Origin of the sequence: Segatella copri (assembly GCF_949820605.1) — a bacterium.
GTDB lineage: Bacteria > Bacteroidota > Bacteroidia > Bacteroidales > Bacteroidaceae > Prevotella.
Genome location: NZ_CATKVU010000006.1, coordinates 2,227,169 through 2,246,132, shown reverse-complemented (window position 1 = coordinate 2,246,132; position 18,964 = coordinate 2,227,169). Strand labels below are relative to the sequence as shown.

The window sequence follows — 18,964 nt, the reverse complement described above, 5'->3', positions numbered from 1 at the left end:
AGAGGATATAAAAAGCAATGAGTATAGATTTAGTGAAAAGACTAGCTACCTTTGTGGTGCTCGTGCTGGTACAGGGATTGGTGTTTAATCATATTCATCTATTCAATTGTGCCACCCCCTTGCTGTATATCATTATGGTACTGCATTTCCGCCGCAACCATCCTAAATGGGCGGTGTTATTGTGGTGCTTTATGATGGGGCTTTGTGTGGACGTATTTGCCAATACGCCAGGTGTTGCAGCAGCTTCGATGACTGCCGTAGGACTGCTACAACCTTATTTGTTTGAACTTTTCGTACCGCGTGACAGCGCCGACGATCTGGAACCGTCCATGCGTTCTATCGGCGTAGGTGCATATTGCTGGTACGTATTCTTCATCATTCTCGTTTATAATCTATTGTTCTTTACACTCGAAACATTCAATTTCTTTAATTGGGTTCACTGGTTGGAATGTATAGGCGGAAGTACGGTTATCACTTATATATTGGTGATGGCGACAGAAAGTTTCAGAAAGTAAGATTCCGGATAAGTGATGAGAGAGAAAAGAACACGATTTTTAGTTTGCTATATATAATAAGGTATGTTGGATTACAATCTTGAAAAACGTAGATTCGTTATCGGTGGAGTGGCCATAGCTATTGTGGTCATTTACATGATTCGTCTGTTTACGCTTCAGATTATGAGCGACGACTACAAGAAGAATGCCGACAGTAATGCCTTCTTGAAGCATATTGAGTTTCCCGCCCGTGGTGCAATTTACGACCGTAATGGTAAGCTGCTGGTGTATAATCAGCCGTCTTACGACCTGATGGTGGTCATGAACGAGGAGAGCGGCAGGCTTGATACGATGGATTTCTGTAATTCGCTGGGTATCACGAAAGAGTTTTTTATCAAGCGAATGAACGATATCAAGGACCGCTCTAAAAACCCGGGCTATTCGCGCTATACCCAGCAGCTTTTTATGGGACAGCTGAGCGACCGGGATTTCAGTGTGTTCCAGGAGAAGATGTTCCGATTCCCCGGTTTCTATGTCCAGAAACGTACCGTCAGAGAATATACCTACCCTTATGCAGCCCATGTGCTGGGTGATGTGGGTGAGGTTTCGCAAAGCGATATTGAAGATGATGACTACTATCAGGCTGGTGACTATATCGGAAAACTGGGTATCGAGAAGTCTTATGAGAAGCAGCTGCGTGGTGTGAAGGGTGTGAAGATCATGCTGAGAGATGCCCACGGAAGAATACAGGGTAGCTATCAGAATGGTAAACTCGACCAGAAACCTGTGGCAGGAAAGGATTTGACGCTGGGATTGGATGTCAAGTTGCAAGCCTTGGGCGAACGTCTGCTCCAGGGTAAAATCGGCAGTATCGTTGCCATCGATCCCAGAACGGGCGATGTGCTGGCTATGGTTTCTTCTCCTTCTTACGATCCAAGACGTCTGGTGGGTAGAAACCGCGGCAAGATGCACAAGTGGCTCTCGCAGAATCCTTGGAAACCGCTCCTGAACCGTAGTATTCAGGGTCAGTATCCTCCGGGTTCTACCTTTAAGACCAGCCAGGCGCTGACCTATCTTACTGAAGGTATCATCACACCGGGAACAGCATTCCCATGTAATCATGGTTTTTCTTATAAGGGTCTGCATGTAGGCTGTCATGGTCACCCGTCGCCTATTTCGCTGGTTGATGCCATCAGTACCTCTTGTAACGGTTACTTCTGTTGGGGTCTTTACTATATGCTAGGTAACCGCAAGAAGTATGGCAGCGTACAGAATGCGATGACCGTATGGAAAAATTATATGGTGAGCATGGGATTCGGATATAAGTTGGGCATCGACTTGCCTGGCGAGAAACGCGGTCTGATTCCGAATGCACAGTTCTATGATAAGGCTTACAATGGTTCATGGAACGGACTGACGGTAATCAGTATTTCCATCGGTCAGGGTGAGGTTAACCTCACGCCGTTGCAGATAGCCAACCTGGGTGCTACCATTGCCAACAGGGGATACTATTATGTGCCTCATGTAGTGAGAAAGGTGAAGGGTGAACCGCTTGATACGCTCTATACCCGACGCCATTATACCAAGGCTTCCCGACGGGCTTACGACTATGTGGTAGCCGGTATGAGAAGTTCGGCGCTGAAGGGAACCTGTAAGATGCTCGGCCACTACGATTTCGAACCTTGCGGCAAGACGGGTACGGCACAGAACCGTGGTCATGACCACTCTGTATTCATGGGCTTTGCTCCGATGAACAACCCGAAGATTGCCATTGCCGTGTATGTAGAGAATGGTGGTTGGGGTGCTGACTATGGTGTGCCTATCGGTGGTCTGATGATGGAACAGTATCTCAAGGGTAAGTTATCTCCTGATTCTGAGCGCAGGGCTGCAGAGATGCAGACCCGTAGAATCGCCTACGGATTAAGCAGTAGATAGTTTTCAGTTAATAGTTGATAGTTTATAGATTATGATCGATAATAAACAACCTAGTGTGCTTGCTTCACTTGACTGGTGGACGATAGGTATTTATCTGGTACTCCTCATCTTCGGATGGGTGAGCGTCTGTGGAGCCAGCTATAACTATGGTGACAACGAGATATTCAGTCTGGGTGCCCGCTCGGGTATGCAGATTATATGGATAGGCACATCCATAGCACTGGGATTGGTAATCCTGCTGCTTGATGACCGGTTTTACGATACCTTCTCGTATGTCATCTATGGTATCCTGGTACTCTTGCTCTTTGCTACGATATTCAATCCGCATAGCATCAAGGGTTCCCACTCCTGGCTGGTTTTGGGACCGCTCCGACTGCAACCGGCTGAGTTTGGTAAGTTTGCTACGGCTCTGGCGGTAGCCAAGTTTATGTCAAGCTATGGTTTCAGTATGCAGAACCTGAAGCATTTCATGGCAGCCGTAGGCATTATCGTTCTGCCGATGCTCTGTATCGTAGGTCAGCGCGAAACGGGTTCTGCCTTGGTTTATCTTTCATTCTTCCTCATGCTTTACCGCGAAGGAATGCCGGGTGCCATTCTCTTTACCGGCGTGTCGATGGTGGCTTACTTCGTAGTGGGTGTGAAGTATGAGAACGTGATGATGTGGGATACCTATACTTCTGTGGGTAAGTTTGTTGTGCTTCTGCTGGTGCAGATTTTTACGGCCGGCATGGTGAACTCCTATACGGGCGATAGGAAACAGGCACTCATGATCCTTGCCTATTCGGTAGGCATTACGCTGCTCTTCGTGCTCTTTTCTACCTATGTCATTCCGTTCGACATTGTGTGGATCCAGCTCTTCCTGTGTGCTATGCTCATCGGATTCCTGGTTTATCAGGGACTGAGAACCCGGTTCCGGAATTACTTCCTCATCTCCATCTTTTCGTTGGGAAGTATCGCTTTCTTCTATTCTGCCGATTATGTGCTGAATCATGTGATGGAACCTCATCAGAGAGTGCGTATCAATGTGCTGCTGGGACTGGATGAAGATTTGGCTGGTGCGGGATATAACGTGCATCAGAGTGAGATAGCCATTGGTTCCGGCGGACTTCAGGGCAAAGGATTCCTCAATGGAACGCAGACCAAGCTGAAGTTCGTGCCTGAGCAGGATACAGACTTTATCTTCTGTACGGTAGGCGAGGAGGAAGGTTTCTTCGGTTCGGCAGGCGTGCTGCTGCTTTTCCTGGCTTTGATATTGCGGTTGATACATCTGGCTGAGCGGCAACCTTATAAATTCGGGCGTATCTACGGCTATTGTGTCCTGTCGGTATTCCTCTTCCACCTGTTTATTAATGTGGGAATGGTGCTGGGTTTAACACCGGTTATCGGTATTCCGCTCCCGTTCTTCAGTTATGGTGGCAGTTCGTTATGGGGATTCACCATCCTTCTTTTCATCTTCTTGAGAATTGATGCGGGAAGGAACTTAGTGAGAAGTTAAAAAAAAAAGTGAACAGATTGTTGATGAATCTGTTCACTCTTTTTTTTTATTGTATCTTTGAAATCTTGATGCCGATGTCACTCACACCGGGCAGGATTTCTCTTTTCATATCATGTCTGATGGTTACGTGTATGGAATCGCCCTGATGCATCTGATAGATGTTGATAGGGAAGTTATACTGATAGTAGCTGATACCCTGTCCTTTGCTCACGCCGTTGTTGTCAATCAGCTGGCAGTTTACCGTATCTATCTTGCATTCGCCAGGTATCTTTCTGTTTTGGTGATAAACCGTCTGTTCTACGATGAGCGTAAGTCCCATGAACGGATAGGCACCTGTAATGCGAAGTCCTAAGCTTTGCCTGTAATGCCCTGCCTCGAGTAGAGGTGATACTTCGAATGATAGGGTGTCGTTCTTCTCCCATCCTGCAATCGGTGTATGGGCATACTCATCGTATACGGTCGAACCGCTGCAGGCAGAGAGAATGTGAACGATCGCTGTCAAAACGATGAAATAAACAGTCTTTTTCATCTTTTTCTAGCTCCTATTCTTTATTCTTGTGGGGCATTATTGCCCTGTGGCTTGTTGCCATTCTGAGGGGCGTTGTTGCCCTGTGGCTTGTTGCCATTCTGAGGGGTGTTGTTGCCTTGTGGCTTGTTGCCATTCTGCGGCTTGTTGCCCTTGTTAGGTCGTCTGTCGTTTCTTGGCTGGCGGTTGTCACCCTTAGGATGATTGCCCTGATTACGGTTGTCGCGGCGCTGGTTGTTTGGCTTGCCTTCATTCTTCTGAGGTTTGTTGTCGCCATTCTGCGCGCGGTTCTCGTTCTTCTGAGGCTTGTTGTCTCCCTCCTGCTGGCGAGATCCCTTGTTCTTATTGTTCTTCTTCTTCTTTTTCTTAGCCTTGTCAAAGCGGCTCAAATCAGCTTCGGCAAGCAGGTCGGTTGGCTTGGCTACAGGTTTTGCCTTACCGTCTTCCAGCAGACTCAATGGCTTCTCGCCCTGACGGTTCATTTCGATGATAGCCTTGGCACGCTCGATGCTGATGGTTTCGAGGTTGGAGGCAAGGTTCTTGTCAGAAGAGTAGGTGATAAGGCCAGCCAGGATATCCACCTTGAACTGATGAAAATCACCGTCGGCAGTCTGCAGTACGGCATCCTTAGGAGGCAACTTTCTGCTAGCCTCTACATAGCTGTCTACCTCGTAGTTGAGACAGCACTTCAGTTTGGCGCACATACCGGCAAGTTTCTGAGGATTCAGAGAGATGTCCTGGTAGCGTGCTGCATTGGTGCTGACGCTGATGAAGTTCTTCATCCAGGTAGCGCAGCAGAGTTCTCTGCCGCAAGGACCCGTTCCACCGATGCGGCCTGCTTCCTGTCGTGCACCGATCTGTTTCATCTCAATGCGTACATGGAAGGTATCGGCAAGAACCTTGATGAGCTGGCGGAAGTCCACACGTTCGTCAGCGATGTAATAGAAGATAGCCTTGTTGCCGTCTCCCTGATATTCTACATCACCTATTTTCATCTTCAGTCCTAGATCTTTGGCTATCTGGCGGCTCTGAATCATGGTGCCGTGTTCACGGCTCTTAGCCTCCTTGCATTTGTCAAGATCCACCTGTTTGGCGATACGGTAGATACGCTTGATATCATCCTGCGACTTGAGGTTTGCCTTCTTAATCTGGAGTTTTACCAGTCTTCCGGTCAGCGTAACCACACCGATGTCGTGACCCGGGTTAGCCTCTACCGCCACTATATCGCCCTTCTTCAGGTCGAGGTTATTCACATTGTGGTAATATCCCTTACGGGTATTCTTGAACTGTACCTCCACGAGGTCAGTACTTTCAGCATTGCCGGGTACATCGGCAAGCCAGTCGTATGTGTTGAGCTGTTTGTCCTGTCTTCCTACGCCCTTAGCGCACAGACCACGGTCGCAGCCGTTACACATCCTGAATTTCATATTTTTGTAATCCACGATAATCTAATTTATAATGTATAATTTATAATGTACAATGAATAATGACCAGTCATCTGCCCCGTTATTCATTTGAATTCTTCACTTTTCACTTCCTTAAAAGTAGTACGATGATTTTGAGCGCCATATCGAAGAAAACGATTTTGGCATTGGCATTTTGCGAAATCATGCGCTTGCTGTCTTCGAAGAGGTTGGAGATGTCAATGATGTTTGCCTCGTTGATGAAGCGGGCAAAGTTCTTGGCAAAGTTCTCCTCATCCTGCGTCATGTAGCTCAGTTCCGGATTCCGGAAGTTGTACATGAAACTTTCTCTGAGCATGTGCATGAAGTAGTCGAGCATGCGTTTCTGCTTTTCTCTTCCGAAGGTTGCTATCACATCGGTCCACTTCTTGAGGTCACCTATCTTGCGCATGTAAGCCAGTCGCATCAGCATGATGAACATGTCGAGATGCTGCCGGTTTTCGTTTCCTGCATCCAGTTCTTCGAGTGCGAGGTTCCAGTTGCCGTTGGCGATACGGGCAATGCGGTGTGCCATGTCTGGCTCCAGCGCCCTCCGCTCTATCAGCGCTTTTTCCAGCTCAGCGGTTTCTATCTTCCTGAAGTCGATACGCTGCGTACGGCTTCTGATGGTTTCGAGCAGCAGTTCCGGATTCTCGCTTACCAGCAGGAATACCGTCTGGCGTGGCGGCTCCTCCAGCAGTTTCAGTATCTTGTTGGCACTCTGGATATTCATACGCTCCGGGAGCCATATCAGACTTATCTTATATCCGCCCTGACTCGACATCATCATCAGTTCGTGAGAGATGGCATCGGTTTCTTCGGCAGTGATGATAGCCTGTTTGTTATAGTCGGCATCCGTCTTGCCCATCTTCAGCATCCAGTCGCTAATCTGGATGTAGGGACCTTTAGAAAGCAGCAGCTCTCTCCATTCCTTGATGAAGTCGAGGCTCACCGGTTTGTGTTCGCTGCCCATATTGGCGGTCTTGATGGTAGGAAAGGTGAAGTGGAGGTCCGGATGTTCCCATTTCCTGAGCATCGGTGAATCACCCAGAAGATAGCTGGCAAAAGCCAGTGCCATCGCCAGTTTGCCGCAGCCCTGCGGGCCGCAGAACATCAGCGCATGGGGCAAACGGTTCTCCTGAACCATCTCCATGAGACGGTTCCATACTTCTTGCTGACCTATAACTTCATTTCTTTGCATTTAAAACAGAATTTTTGCTATTTGCTTGACGCTGTCTACAGCCGATACTGTGAAGAAGTGAACATTGTTGTAACCATGTTCGAAGAGATCTTGCACCTGAGCGGTAGTCCACTCGATACCGAGCTGCTTGGCATCATCGTCAGTTTTACATTTCAATACCTCCTGTGCGAGTTCTTCAGGAATATCGCAGTGGAAGGTTTTCGGCACTACTGTGAGCTGGCTCAACTTGGCGAAAGGCTTGATGGCTGGAATGATAGGAATGGTTACGCCTATCTGCCGAGCCTTTTCAACGAAAGCATAGAACTTCTCGTTGTCGTAGAAGAGCTGGGTAACAGCATACGCTGCGCCCAACTGTTGTTTCTCCAGGAGATGCTGCATATCCATTTCCAGGTTTGGCGCCTCTTCATGCTTCTCCGGATAGCAGGCTACACCGCAGCAGAACTTGTCGCCCGGGTGCTTGATGGGTGTGCCGTCAAAGAAGAAACCGTCATTAAACTGATTCACCTGCTTCAGGAGGTCGGTGGCATGGGCATGACCGTTCTCGGTTGGTGTAAACTGCCGGTCTTCTTTCGCCTTGTCTCCTCGCAGAACGAGAATGTTGCTGATGCCCAGAAACTGGAGGTCGAGCAGTTCGTACTCGATGTCTTCCTTCGTAGCACCGCTGCAGATAATATGAGGGATGACAGGTATGTCGTACTTATTCTGTATAGCGCCTGCGATGGCCACGGTGCCAGGGCGGCGGCGTACACGCTGGCGAGTGAGGAGACCGTTTTCCAGTTCCTTGTATACATACTCGCTATGGTGCGTAGTGATGTTGATAAAGCGGGGACCAAACTCGCTCAGCGCATCGATGGTACGGAAGAGTGCTGCTGTTCCGTTACCTTTCAGCGGAGGTAAAACCTCGAACGAAAAGCCTCGTTTATCGCCCTGCTGATGTAGAAAATCTGCTATGTTCATATTACCTAAATTCTATGTTTCTTCTTATTTTGGTGCAAATTTACAAAAAAAATGGGGGAAAACCGCATGTTGAACGTAATATTTATAAAGAAAAAACGTATATTATTAGGTGGAGATTGATTTTTGGCATGAAAAAAGAAGATTTCCTGCCGGTAAATGCTACGCTATTCTACAGAAAAGTGATTAAATTTTAGACCTAAAAAATAATGGAACAAAAACAAACAGGCTCTAGAGCCTATCTTATTTCAATTGTGATGGTAGCCGTTTTGGGCGGCTTGCTTTTCGGTTATGATACCGCGGTAATCTCGGGAGCCGAGAAGGGTTTGCAGGCATTCTTCATGGGTGCTGAGGATTTCACCTATACCGATTTCTGGCATGGATTCACTTCTTCCAGTGCCCTAATTGGTTGTATCATCGGTTCGGCGCTTTCGGGTGTGATGGCTTCTAACTGGGGCCGTAAGCGTTCGCTGATCTTTGCGGGTGTGATGTTCTTCATCTCTGCATGGGGATCTATGTGTCCTGAGTCTTTGGTGTTGCCAAAGGGCGAACCTAATCTTACACTTCTCATCGTGTTCAACCTCTACCGTGTGATTGGCGGTATCGGTGTGGGTCTGGCATCTGCTGTATGCCCGATGTATATCGGTGAGATTGCGCCTAGCAACATCCGTGGTATGTTGGTCAGCTGGAACCAGTTTGCCATCATCTTCGGTCAGCTGGTAGTTTATTTCGTCAACTTCTTCATTCTTGGCGATCATATTGCTCCTGTTATCCAGAGTGTGGGCAACGGTATGAACCAGATTCTGAATGGTGGCGAGGCTGCCTGGGCTATTGAAACCGGATGGCGCTATATGTTTGGTTCTGAGATGGTTCCTGCGGGCTTGTTTGCTCTGCTTATCTGTTTCGTACCGGAGACTCCCCGTTATCTTGCCATGGTTGGTCAGGATGCGAAGGCAGAGCGTATCCTGGCTCGCATCAATGGTGCTGAGGAGGCTAAGAAGATTTTGAACGACATCAAGAATACGGTTACTGAGAAGAAGGAGAAACTGCTTACTTACGGTGTGCTCTGTATCTTCGTAGGTGTGATGCTCTCTGTATTCCAGCAGGCTGTAGGTATCAATGCCGTGCTCTATTATGCTCCTCGTATCTACGAGGCTATGGGCTTTGACAATCCGATGGTATTGACTGTATTCAACGGTATCGTGAACCTCGGTTTCACCTGTGTAGCCATCTTTACGGTAGAGAAGTTGGGACGTAAGCCTTTGCTCATTACCGGTTCTCTGGGCATGGCATTGGGTGCCATCGGTGTGGCCATCACCTTCGGTAATCCTAATCTGCAGTTGCTGTGCATGGTATCCATCATGGTTTATTCAGCATCATTCATGTTCTCTTGGGGACCAATCTGCTGGGTACTTATCGCCGAGGTATTCCCTAATACGATTCGTGGTGCTGCCGTAGCGATTGCCGTAGCCTTCCAGTGGATTTTCAACTGGATTGTTTCTACCTCTTTCGTTCCGATGGCTAACAGCCTGGGCTATTGGTTCACCTATGGCCTGTATGGTGTTATCTGTATCCTCGCTGCCATCTTTGTATGGAAGCTCGTTCCTGAGACCAAGGGTAAGACGCTGGAGGATATGACCAAGCTTTGGAAGAAAAACTAAGTTCTTATTCTGTGAAATATCAAGACCGCCAGGCGTAGAAAGAAACGCCTGGCGGTTTTTCTTTATGCCCCCGGCTCGTCAGCTTAATCCATACCATGATATGATTTAATTTTTCCATTTTCGTTTTTCTCTTTAAATTGTTAGTGGCCTACCGATTGGGGCAAGCTCGGTGTCCTTCATCGGGAGGAGAATCACATTCTCCGCGCTTTCATGTTGCAAAAGTAATATTTATTTCAGACTTATGCAATTTTTTGAAGAGAAAAAATGCATTTTAATAGCTGATTTGTTGAAAAAAAATCTTTTTCCTCACGTATTACGTATAATGTAAAAAATGTAAACGTATATATATAATATACTTGGTATAATGTAGGGAAGAAAAACTAGCACCTAACTACCTGATATTCAGTGTTTTGTATTTTAAAGATTCTATCTGGTAGTCATTCGGGCATATTAGAAGACACAAGATTGGCTCTGATGGTACCTATTATTGAATCTGGTAGTCATTAAAAAAGGGTAATTCTCTCTGGTAGTCATTGCCCACCCAAATGAGGTGAAAAAATGATGTTCTTCCGTTTACCAACTGAAGCGGTTGCGTCGGGTTAAGGATATGGCTGCACTGGGTTACGCAGACGGCTGGACAAGGTTAAGGATTCGACTGCATCGGGTTAAGGATTCGACAACGTAGGCTAACGGAGTCGTATCCGTCGATTTATCGAGACGTCTTGACTCGCTGACAGAACCATCTGGAGTAGCTGACTGAACCATATCAGTATTCTGCTGCATACGCTTGCGTGCAAAAGTATACATAATTGAGCCAAATAGTGCACAACTGGTACTTATCGTACCAAAGTGGACAAGTGGGGCTCCGCCGATGTTGTATCTTTGTATCAGCATTCGGGAAGAGACCGGTGCACAACATGATTATTCACATTTTTAAAATTTTATGTATTATGGCAATTAATTACAGTTTAGTAAAGCTTGCGTCAAAATTTGGTGACAAAGCAGGAGTTCCTAAGTTCTATGCACGTGCTCAGATGAACGAGTCTATTTCGCTCAAGAAGTTTGCGAAGTTGATCGCTATGCAGACCACTGTATCCTATGCGGATGTAACAGCCGTTCTGATCAGTTTGCAGGAGAACATGGTCATCGAGTTGCAGCGAGGCAACCAGATTGATTTCGGCGAGTTGGGCAAGTTCCGCCTCCAGCTTACCAGTGAGGGTGCTGCAACCGCAGCCGAATTTAAGAGCGACATCAACATCAAGGGTGTGAACATCCAGTTTATCCCGGGCAGCGATCTTGCCAACATCTTCGTAGGTATGGAGTTTGAGCAGGTTGCATCACGTGCCGTACAGAAGGCTGCCCTCAAGGCTGAGAAGGAGGGTGCCAAGACCCTCGACATCGAGGAGGCTAAGAAAAAGCCTGCCAAGGACAATGCTTCTTCAGGCGGCGATACCACGGGTGGCAACACCTCAGGCGAGCAGACCGGCGGAACAGGCAGCACTGGCAACGGTGACACAGGCGGATTAGAATAATTAACCTTTTAAAACAGAATAGATTATGACAGAAAAGAACAAGCAGAAATGGAATGAGATTATCAAGTTTGCAGTAACCGTACTGACAGCTCTCCTCGGGGCGTTGGGCGTTTCGGCAGGTGGACTTTAGAAGGATGCCTATGAGAGATATCGATATGATAGTGGTGCATTGCAGCGGTAGCCGCTGCGATCACCGTTATACGATGAAGATGCTGCGCTACGACCATGTGCATAACAACGGCTGGACTGACATCGGCTACCATTTCTACATCACGCTGGATGGAGTGGTGCATGCCTGTCGCCCGGTAGAGCGTATGGGCTCTCATGCCCTCGGTTACAATGCGCACAGCATAGGCATCTGTTACGAGGGTGGTCTTTCGCCATCGGGCTGCATCAGCGACACCCGCACTCCTAAGCAGAAGGAGTCGATGAAGCATCTGATTCAGGAACTTCACCACCGTTTTCCGGGCATCCGTACCATCCTGGGTCATCGCGATTTGCCTGGCGTTCAGAAAGCCTGTCCGTGTTTTGATGCCACGAAGCTCCAGTACCTTCTGGATGCTTCCTGATTCTCTTCCATTAAGAGGGTTTTTCAAGAGCAGAATCCCTCCGATTTTATTTAACAAGTTAGGGCGCATTCAATCCGGATGCGCCCTTTTTCTTTGTCGTCATATTTCTTTCATTCAACACTCAATATTTAACATTAAAAAGCCCCATCTATCACCTCGTATAGATGCTCTTACTCTCATAGAAAGTGATTGCATCAGACATGCTATGTCCAAGAGCTGGCAATGTCTGTGTATAAGTATCGCCAAAGACAGCCTTGGTGTCATTCTGTTTAAAATAGCCAATTAGATTTCACATTCAATTAAAATAATCAGCAAAATTCTTGGCTGTTTTAAATAAAAGTTGTAGTTTTGCATTTGGAATAATATAAATATGTATGATATGACAACATTAGCTATTTATAAATTGTGGAGTTTCTTGCAGTCCCTTTCTTTGACAGCAAGTAATGAGCGTTGGTTGGCCGAACGTCTGTTGGAGTCAGCTAATGCTAAGTCTGTTACAACTGTAAAGGAGCAAGAGAATGCGTGGGCTAACTATCAGCTTTCGCCCGAAATACTTAAGATGACGCTTAAGAATCGTAAGCAAGTTTCAGATGCGATAGATGACTCATTGTATGAATCTTTAGAAGAAAAATACAAATGAAAGTATTCTTAGATACCAATATAGTCATAGATTTCTATGATCAGCGAGGTGATTTTTATTATCCCGCTGCCGTTATTTTTGACCTAGCCCATAAGAGAAAAATTCAACTTTATGTTTCTGCTATAACATTTGTCAATGCATTTTTTATCTTGCGCAAATCTTATTCTCGGGAAGAGTTGTATCAATCTATGTTAGGTCTTGCGTCTCTTTGTGAAATAACGAATGTGGATAAGGAGATTATAAAGAAGTGTCTATCATTTGAACGTAAAGATTTTGAGGATAGCGTGCAATATGAGTCTGCTTTGCTCCATCAAGTAGATGTGATAGTAACAAGAAATGTAAAGGACTTTAGGGATTTTGCAGAAAATGTGCAGACTCCTGCTGATTTTTTAGAATCGATATTAGTTTAAAATAAAAAACTGAGCCCCTTTTTAAAGTGGGCTCAACACTCAACATTTACCTCTCAACATTCACCATTCTCTAACTTTTTCAGAAACTTTTCCTAGAAAACTCTTGCAGATATGAAAATAAAACCGTAAGGATGTGGGTGATTTCTGATAAAAAGAGGGTGCGCCATAGACTTATGACACACCCTCCTCTTTTTCTTTGTCGCCATATTTCTTTCATTCAACACCAACATTTAACATTCACCATTAAACTATCCCAATACAACATTGGCAGGAACGCCGAGGTTGTGGTATATGTTTCTTGCAACATCAAAATTAATTGCACGACGTCCATGGAGAATATCACTTAATGCGGTTGTTGACACGCCTATAGCTTTTGCAGCCTCCTTTTGCTTGTAGCCTTTTTGGCGAAAAGCAACTTTGATGGCAGCTATGAGTGAAGGCTTAACTCGCCATGGATGGGGATCAACTTCGCATTCCCAATCGTAAGCAGCTTCGCTGAGGACCTTTAATTCTTCCTTTTCTACTTCGCTGAGAAAGTCCATGCCGCCCAATTGGGTGCCCTTTGCAAGCAGAGCCTCCATTCGCTCTTCAATTTCATTATATGTTTTTTCGTCTTTAATAGTCATAGTTATATATTTTTGATATCCTTAATCTTGTCATATTCAGCATGAGTTCCAACAAATCTAATATGTAGAAATCCTTGAAAGAACACAACGATAGTTACAAGCCTAAATTTATTGCTTGATATGTTGAAGACATATCTGTCATTCCCGACATAATCTGCCGAAGGAAATGCTTGCTTTAATTCTGCATGGCTTTTCCATTCTGTCTTTTCAACAAACTCTGCCCAGCGCATGAGCGGATCTGCTGCATCAGGATGTTTCCTTGCAAAATCTTTCAGCAATTTGAACTTTAATATCTTCATAATCGTTTATTTTTGCTGCAAAAATAGCGAAAAGTTCTCGATACAGAGAACTTTTCGCAAGAAAAGAAATAAATGTTTGCAATATTTAACTTATACGTACAGAAATCTCTTGCGGGTTTGAAAATAAAGTCGTAACTTTGCGCTATATAATTTTAAAACAGATGGTTATGAAGTACTTAGATCCTAAGGCAGACCTCACGTTCAAGAAGATATTCAGGAATCATCCCGATCGATTGAAAAACCTTCTGAATACCCTTCAGTCACTCAATGAAGATGAACTGATACAACAGCAACAATATCTGCCGACAACAGAAGAACTGGAGATTTCCGGCTTTGACGGGGCTGACGGCAGAGAAAATCAAATAAAATAGCTTGATTACGCAAAATCAAGGCAATATCTTTGATTTTTTAAAAGAAAAATATTATCTTTGCATCAGATTTAATCAAACTATTCAAGTTTATGATAAAAAGCGTGATTACAGGAGATCTAGTAAACTCCACAAATATTGCTGCAAAATGGAGGCAAACGGTATTGGATACATTGAATGTATGCGCTGCAGATTTTCAGCCTCTAACTCTCTGCAATTTGGAAATGTATCGTGGTGATAGTTTCCAAATAGTTGTTGATAAACCAGACTATGCCTTGGCTGTAGCTATTGCGCTAAGAGCAAAACTTAAAGCAATGACTCCAGGCAAACAGCAGCTTTGGGATGCTAGATTATCCATTGGTATTGGTGACATTTCTTTTGAAAGCGACAATATTGTAACTAGTGATGGAGAGGCTTTTAGATTATCTGGCCGTTCGTTTGACAATATCGGGAAAAAAAGACTGAGCATATCGACTACATGGCCTGATTTTGATAAATACATGGAGCTGGTCACTCGTTTTGCTGATGACGTAATTACGTCATGGACTGCTAAACAGGCAAAAGTAGTCTATCAGGCAATACTCTTTCCTAAACTTCAGAAAGACCTTGCTGAGGATTTGGGCATGACAAGACAAAACTTTAATTATCACTGGAGTTCTGCTAAGGGTCAGCTAATTCTTGACTATGTGGAATATTTCAAATCGTTAATTTCAAAATACAATAAGCAGTAACATGGAATCAATCATCATTTTTATAAAGTTACTCTGCGCCCATCTATGTTCTGATTTTATACTTCAGACTGATAGTATCAATAATGGGAAGCGCAAACCTGGTATTAAGGGGATTGGTTATCTGTTACTTCATAGTACCATACATGCATGTGTGGCATATATGTTGGTGGCGGATTGGTTATGCTGGCTTGTACCTTTGGTCATTTTTGCCAGCCATTTTATAATAGACTTGATTAAATGTAGGTGCTATCAGGATTCTCTTTCTACATTTCTTGCAGATCAGTTTTTACACATTATAATAATTGGAGTATTATGGTTCTTTTTCTACGGAGATGGTACCATTCTTTCATATATTGAGAACCATTGTTCTGCAAATGTTTGGTTGACCGTCGTGGCATATATATTAATGTTAAGACCATCTTCTATCTTATTGGGGTTGTTTCTTAATAAATGGACACCTGTATCTTCTAACGCACAGAGTTTACCTAATGCCGGACAATGGATAGGTTATATTGAAAGGATCATGATTCTGACATTCGTCCTTGTTGGCAGTTTCGAAGGAGTCGGCTTCTTGCTGGCAGCAAAGTCTGTTTTCCGTTTTGGTGAATTAAACAAAGCCAAGGAAATTCGCACAACTGAGTATGTGTTGATAGGCACTTTTTCTAGCTTCACTATAGCAATTCTTACAGGAATAGCAATAAAAAGTTTATTATAAGCATCCCTGATTCACAAAAAAAAGGTCTATATGTCACGATGCAGAGTGGCATATAGATCTTTTTGGGATGTTAATGCATGTAAAGAAAATCTAATTATCTGTTAGGGATAAGTTTCAGAAGGACCGCCCCTGGGCTAGGAGCTTTTGGGCCTTCAGCCCGTACTTGAACTACATACGAAAGTTCTGTGTTTAATGGTAAAAGCCCCCGAAGCGTATAGCACCAGGGGCTTCCTGAATTTTGCCGTTAGGCGTTATAATGACTGTTACTCACCATAATACCAGCCTTCTTCCAATTCTGGTTTATCATCGTCAATGCCTCCTTGACCCATAGTCGAGGCCGCGAGGAGGGTGCAAGAGGTGATATTTACCACCTGCATCTCTGGCTTTGTATATTCTTTCTTTTTCATATCCTTTTGATTTTAAAATTCTTTACTTAACCATGATTTTATAAGTCTTGCTGCCACGCTTCACGATGTTCAGACCCTTCTGCAGACCATTGGTACGACGACCATTCGCATCATAGTATTCTGTATTGGCATCGTTGCTGATAGCGTTGAGGTTGTCAATGGCAGTAATGCTATCACCCTTTCCGATGCTCAGCATGGCTGCTCTTGCCTGATATTCATTGACAGGATGGATGTATGCACGCATCGGTTTGATGCCCACACCCTTTCCACCCGTCAAGTCAGAGACACGCCAGAACTTATCCTTACCAATGATGTAGTCGTTTTCTGCAAGACCCTGATTGCCATTGCCGCCAATCTTGGTGAATGAACCTACGAGTTTGACATCTGTGTTTGTTCCAGCTACTGTTGGGGCAGTTGCAATTTCTGCATTGCTTGCAGAAAGACTAAGTGATGTCTTACCCTCATTCATCTTGAAGAGCACCGGAGTGCCGGCAGGGATTATGCCTTCTTCGCTACTCTCAAGAGTGATGCATTTATTATCCGCATTAATACCAGTAAGACTATAGAACTTACATTCTGTTTCTTGGCTCCGGTCAATGGCGAAAGGCAAGCAGGGCGTTCCCCAGGTGGAACCTTTAGGGATATCTCGGCAGTAAGATGCATCCTTGGCTGCGAACTGCTCATAAGCCACGAAGTCCTTGCCGTCTTCAAGAATAAGATTCTCCGCAGCAAGAGTTTCTCCCGCTGCTCCTATCATCTCCTCACCATTTTTACCTACCAGCTTGGTGAAGTAGCCAGTCTTGTAGTTGGCGTAGTGGTGGTCGATTTTGTCTGAGTTATTCATATAATCTATAAAACCTTTAAGGTTTGTGCAGCCAGAGAACATATCAGAACCATTTTTTACTTTTATTGTAACAAACTTGTCGCCGGCGTAGATGGTTGTAAGAGCGGAGCATGCATGGAACATGCTTTTCATATACCGCACCTTCTTTGTATTGAAATTAGAGAGGTCGAGCGAAGAGAGAGCTGAGCAGCCATAGAACATGTTTACCATACTCTCCACCTTCTCTGTATTGAAATGCGACACCTTTTTTAACGTATTTTTTTCATTTCTCGATGCGTTTTCCTGGTATTTATCGAAAAATGGTTAATCCTGCTTTTTATCATCTGGGGCTACATTTTCAGTCATTTTCTCCCGCCATTCGGCAGGAGTACAACCTTCTTTTAACTTGAAAATGCGGTACAGATAGGTGCGGGTAGAGAAGCCACAAAACGTACCTCGGCAAGCCTGAGGCGGAAGGTGGAGTTTAGGCATGAAGTGAAGTAGCGTGCCAATTCATCCTTGGAAATATCCAGCGAGCGCGACATGGTAACCATGATTCAATATGGTATCCCCCCGCCGGCGCACCAGTCTTCCAGTTTCTCTCACTTCTCCTTCCGGAGTCTTTCAGAAAGCTTCGGGTGTAAAGTCTTTTCCTTGTCAGTATATTCAAGTAACTTGCGAAACTTTAGTCACCATATAATCAAGGGTCTATACGCCACCTGTTCATCGTGGCATATAGACCCTTGCTGTTTTTTATTCATTTTATCCATCGTATTGAATAAAATCAGTACTTTTTTATTCAATACGAATGATATATTGAATATTTTTTGTATCTTTGCCCCTGTTTAATCAATTCATCTGAAGAGAAATGAGAACAATTATCAATAACCAGAAAAAGGAACGGGATATTCTGCTTTCCCGTCCTTATCTTACACGTCATACCCAATATGATGTGGATGAACTGTTGGCAAGCAAGCAAATCAAGTTGATAACGGGACCTAGAAGAACCGGCAAATCGACAGAGGCTTTGCTGATGCTGAAAGGCAGGAACTTTGCTTATCTGAATTTTGATGACGGCAAACTCCTGAGTACATGGGACGATGATTTGGTTTGGGAAACGCTACGTGCCGTTTATCCCGACTTCGAGTATCTTCTGCTCGATGAGGTTCAAAATCTGGATGGTTGGGATTTGTGGGTCTCCAAGCTTTACCGCATGGGAATCAACATGGTCATTACGGGAAGCAACGCCAAATTGCTGAGTAGCGAAATGGCAACATTGCTCACAGGCAGATATATACAGATAGAGATGCTGCCTTTCAGTCTTTCAGAATTCTTTATCTGGAACCACCGGAATCTTTCGGAAGTATCAGAGATGAAAGATAGCGCATCCGACCTCTCGCTTATAGCTGACTATCTGCACCATGGTGGTTATCCTGAGACTGTAGCAGCAAGAAGCCTGACCCAAAACTATCTCTCCACACTCTTCGATTCCATCATTTGGAAAGACATTGCCAAGCGCCATAAAGTACGCAATGTGGAGGATTTGAACAACCTGGCCATGTATCTGGTTTCTAACTTCTGCAATCCTTTCAGTGCCAACGAACTGACAGAAGCGCTGGGATTTTCGAGCGTAGCAACCACCAAGAAGTTCATGGGATTTTTAAGAGAATCCTATCTCCTGTATTATCTGCCACGTTACAACAACAAGTTGAAAATGATGAAGAAAGCTCCACAGAAAGTATATGTGGTTGACAATGGTTTTGTAGAAGCCAAGGCTTTTAGTGTGAGTGAGAACTTAGGCAGGTTATTGGAGAATCAGGTTTTTATCGAGTTGGTTCGTAGGGGATATCATGCAGAAACATCGCTTTTCTATTATCGCTCCCGTAATGACAAGGAAACTGATTTTGTTACAAGACAGGGTGCTCATGTAGAAAGTCTTATACAAGTATGTTATGACCTCTCTTCCGAACGAACACTCAAGCGGGAGATAGATAGCATCATAGAATGTGCGGGAGAACTCAAATGCTCCAATCTGATTATTGTCACGATGAATGAGGAAAGGGTAATTGAGAAAAATGGATATAAGGTCAAGGTTTTGCCTATATATAAGTTTTAACATTCTCTTGCGTTTCCGCA

General features: G+C 44.7%; 20 protein-coding genes and 1 pseudogene. 13 read left to right on the top strand and 8 right to left on the bottom strand.

Features of this window, described 5'->3' with window-relative positions:
* Positions 1–17 precede the first annotated feature (17 nt).
* From mreD to rodA, 3 genes are all read left to right on the top strand, one after another.
* Complete coding sequence (gene mreD / locus RCO84_RS10545) at positions 18–515, top strand: rod shape-determining protein MreD (protein ID WP_022120425.1); 498 nt, start codon at positions 18–20, stop codon at positions 513–515.
* Between the two features lie 63 nt (positions 516–578).
* A complete protein-coding gene (gene mrdA / locus RCO84_RS10540; protein WP_317585042.1) occupies positions 579–2,429 on the top strand; it encodes a penicillin-binding protein 2 in 1,851 nt (616 codons plus the stop codon).
* A gap of 31 nt (positions 2,430–2,460) precedes the next feature.
* Positions 2,461–3,924 carry a rod shape-determining protein RodA gene (rodA, locus tag RCO84_RS10535; RefSeq protein ID WP_144153751.1) on the top strand — a complete coding sequence of 488 codons (1,464 nt, stop codon included), beginning with the start codon at positions 2,461–2,463 and terminating at the stop codon, positions 3,922–3,924.
* Positions 3,925–3,970: 46 nt separating this feature from the next.
* Here the strand turns inward: rodA and RCO84_RS10530 are convergent, their stop codons facing one another.
* The 4 genes from RCO84_RS10530 to RCO84_RS10515 all read right to left on the bottom strand — a co-directional run bounded on the left by RCO84_RS10530 (position 3,971) and on the right by RCO84_RS10515 (position 8,050).
* A complete protein-coding gene (locus RCO84_RS10530) occupies positions 3,971–4,453 on the bottom strand; it encodes a gliding motility lipoprotein GldH (protein WP_144153749.1) in 483 nt (160 codons plus the stop codon).
* Between the two features lie 20 nt (positions 4,454–4,473).
* Entirely contained in the window at positions 4,474–5,877 is a 1,404-nt protein-coding gene (gene ricT / locus RCO84_RS10525) for a PSP1 domain-containing protein (RefSeq protein ID WP_317576302.1), read from the bottom strand.
* 103 nt (positions 5,878–5,980) lie between these two features.
* The gene (locus RCO84_RS10520; protein ID WP_287851487.1) at positions 5,981–7,093 is read right to left on the bottom strand and encodes a DNA polymerase III subunit; all 1,113 of its coding nucleotides are present in this window, start codon (positions 7,091–7,093) and stop codon (positions 5,981–5,983) included.
* Positions 7,094–8,050: a methylenetetrahydrofolate reductase gene (locus tag RCO84_RS10515; protein ID WP_117727839.1), complete on the bottom strand. Its 957-nt coding sequence runs from the start codon at positions 8,048–8,050 to the stop codon at positions 7,094–7,096.
* A gap of 206 nt (positions 8,051–8,256) precedes the next feature.
* Here RCO84_RS10515 and xylE point away from each other — a divergent pair, with 206 nt between their 5' ends.
* The 6 genes from xylE to RCO84_RS10485 all read left to right on the top strand — a co-directional run bounded on the left by xylE (position 8,257) and on the right by RCO84_RS10485 (position 12,859).
* Entirely contained in the window at positions 8,257–9,708 is a 1,452-nt protein-coding gene (xylE, locus tag RCO84_RS10510) for a D-xylose transporter XylE (RefSeq protein ID WP_144153745.1), read from the top strand.
* 950 nt (positions 9,709–10,658) lie between these two features.
* The gene (locus tag RCO84_RS10505; protein ID WP_317585040.1) at positions 10,659–11,240 is read left to right on the top strand and encodes an HU family DNA-binding protein; all 582 of its coding nucleotides are present in this window, start codon (positions 10,659–10,661) and stop codon (positions 11,238–11,240) included.
* Between the two features lie 25 nt (positions 11,241–11,265).
* The gene (locus RCO84_RS10500; protein WP_181977238.1) at positions 11,266–11,370 is read left to right on the top strand and encodes a smalltalk protein; all 105 of its coding nucleotides are present in this window, start codon (positions 11,266–11,268) and stop codon (positions 11,368–11,370) included.
* Positions 11,371–11,380: 10 nt separating this feature from the next.
* Complete coding sequence (locus tag RCO84_RS10495; protein WP_144153688.1) at positions 11,381–11,809, top strand: N-acetylmuramoyl-L-alanine amidase; 429 nt, start codon at positions 11,381–11,383, stop codon at positions 11,807–11,809.
* Positions 11,810–12,188: 379 nt separating this feature from the next.
* A complete protein-coding gene (locus RCO84_RS10490; protein ID WP_144153686.1) occupies positions 12,189–12,449 on the top strand; it encodes a hypothetical protein in 261 nt (86 codons plus the stop codon).
* Complete coding sequence (locus RCO84_RS10485; protein WP_317585037.1) at positions 12,446–12,859, top strand: type II toxin-antitoxin system VapC family toxin; 414 nt, start codon at positions 12,446–12,448, stop codon at positions 12,857–12,859. Before RCO84_RS10490 ends, RCO84_RS10485 begins: the two co-directional genes overlap by 4 nt.
* Positions 12,860–13,107: 248 nt before the next feature.
* Here RCO84_RS10485 and RCO84_RS10480 read toward each other — a convergent pair whose 3' ends face one another.
* Both RCO84_RS10480 and RCO84_RS10475 read right to left on the bottom strand, forming a co-directional pair.
* On the bottom strand, positions 13,108–13,485 hold the full coding sequence (locus tag RCO84_RS10480) for a helix-turn-helix domain-containing protein (RefSeq protein WP_106812019.1): 378 nt from the start codon (positions 13,483–13,485) through the stop codon (positions 13,108–13,110).
* A 2-nt stretch (positions 13,486–13,487) separates the two neighbouring features.
* The gene (locus tag RCO84_RS10475) at positions 13,488–13,784 is read right to left on the bottom strand and encodes a type II toxin-antitoxin system HigB family toxin (protein ID WP_287829867.1); all 297 of its coding nucleotides are present in this window, start codon (positions 13,782–13,784) and stop codon (positions 13,488–13,490) included.
* Between the two features lie 167 nt (positions 13,785–13,951).
* On the opposite strand from RCO84_RS10475, the gene RCO84_RS10470 reads away from it, so the two are divergent.
* From RCO84_RS10470 to RCO84_RS10460, 3 genes are all read left to right on the top strand, one after another.
* Positions 13,952–14,155: a hypothetical protein gene (locus RCO84_RS10470; protein ID WP_317585035.1), complete on the top strand. Its 204-nt coding sequence runs from the start codon at positions 13,952–13,954 to the stop codon at positions 14,153–14,155.
* 101 nt (positions 14,156–14,256) lie between these two features.
* Entirely contained in the window at positions 14,257–14,883 is a 627-nt protein-coding gene (locus tag RCO84_RS10465; RefSeq protein WP_264902519.1) for a hypothetical protein, read from the top strand.
* A gap of 1 nt (position 14,884) precedes the next feature.
* A complete protein-coding gene (locus RCO84_RS10460; RefSeq protein WP_264902521.1) occupies positions 14,885–15,598 on the top strand; it encodes a DUF3307 domain-containing protein in 714 nt (237 codons plus the stop codon).
* A 263-nt stretch (positions 15,599–15,861) separates the two neighbouring features.
* Here the strand turns inward: RCO84_RS10460 and RCO84_RS10455 are convergent, their stop codons facing one another.
* Both RCO84_RS10455 and RCO84_RS10450 read right to left on the bottom strand, forming a co-directional pair.
* Positions 15,862–16,005 (bottom strand): hypothetical protein, encoded by a 144-nt coding sequence (locus tag RCO84_RS10455; protein WP_186292272.1) that lies wholly within the window; start codon positions 16,003–16,005, stop codon positions 15,862–15,864.
* 22 nt (positions 16,006–16,027) lie between these two features.
* A pseudogene (locus RCO84_RS10450) lies at positions 16,028–17,107 on the bottom strand (BspA family leucine-rich repeat surface protein); the annotation flags it as partial.
* A 589-nt stretch (positions 17,108–17,696) separates the two neighbouring features.
* On the opposite strand from RCO84_RS10450, the gene RCO84_RS10445 reads away from it, so the two are divergent.
* Positions 17,697–18,944: an ATP-binding protein gene (locus RCO84_RS10445; protein WP_144153678.1), complete on the top strand. Its 1,248-nt coding sequence runs from the start codon at positions 17,697–17,699 to the stop codon at positions 18,942–18,944.
* Positions 18,945–18,964 lie beyond the last annotated feature (20 nt).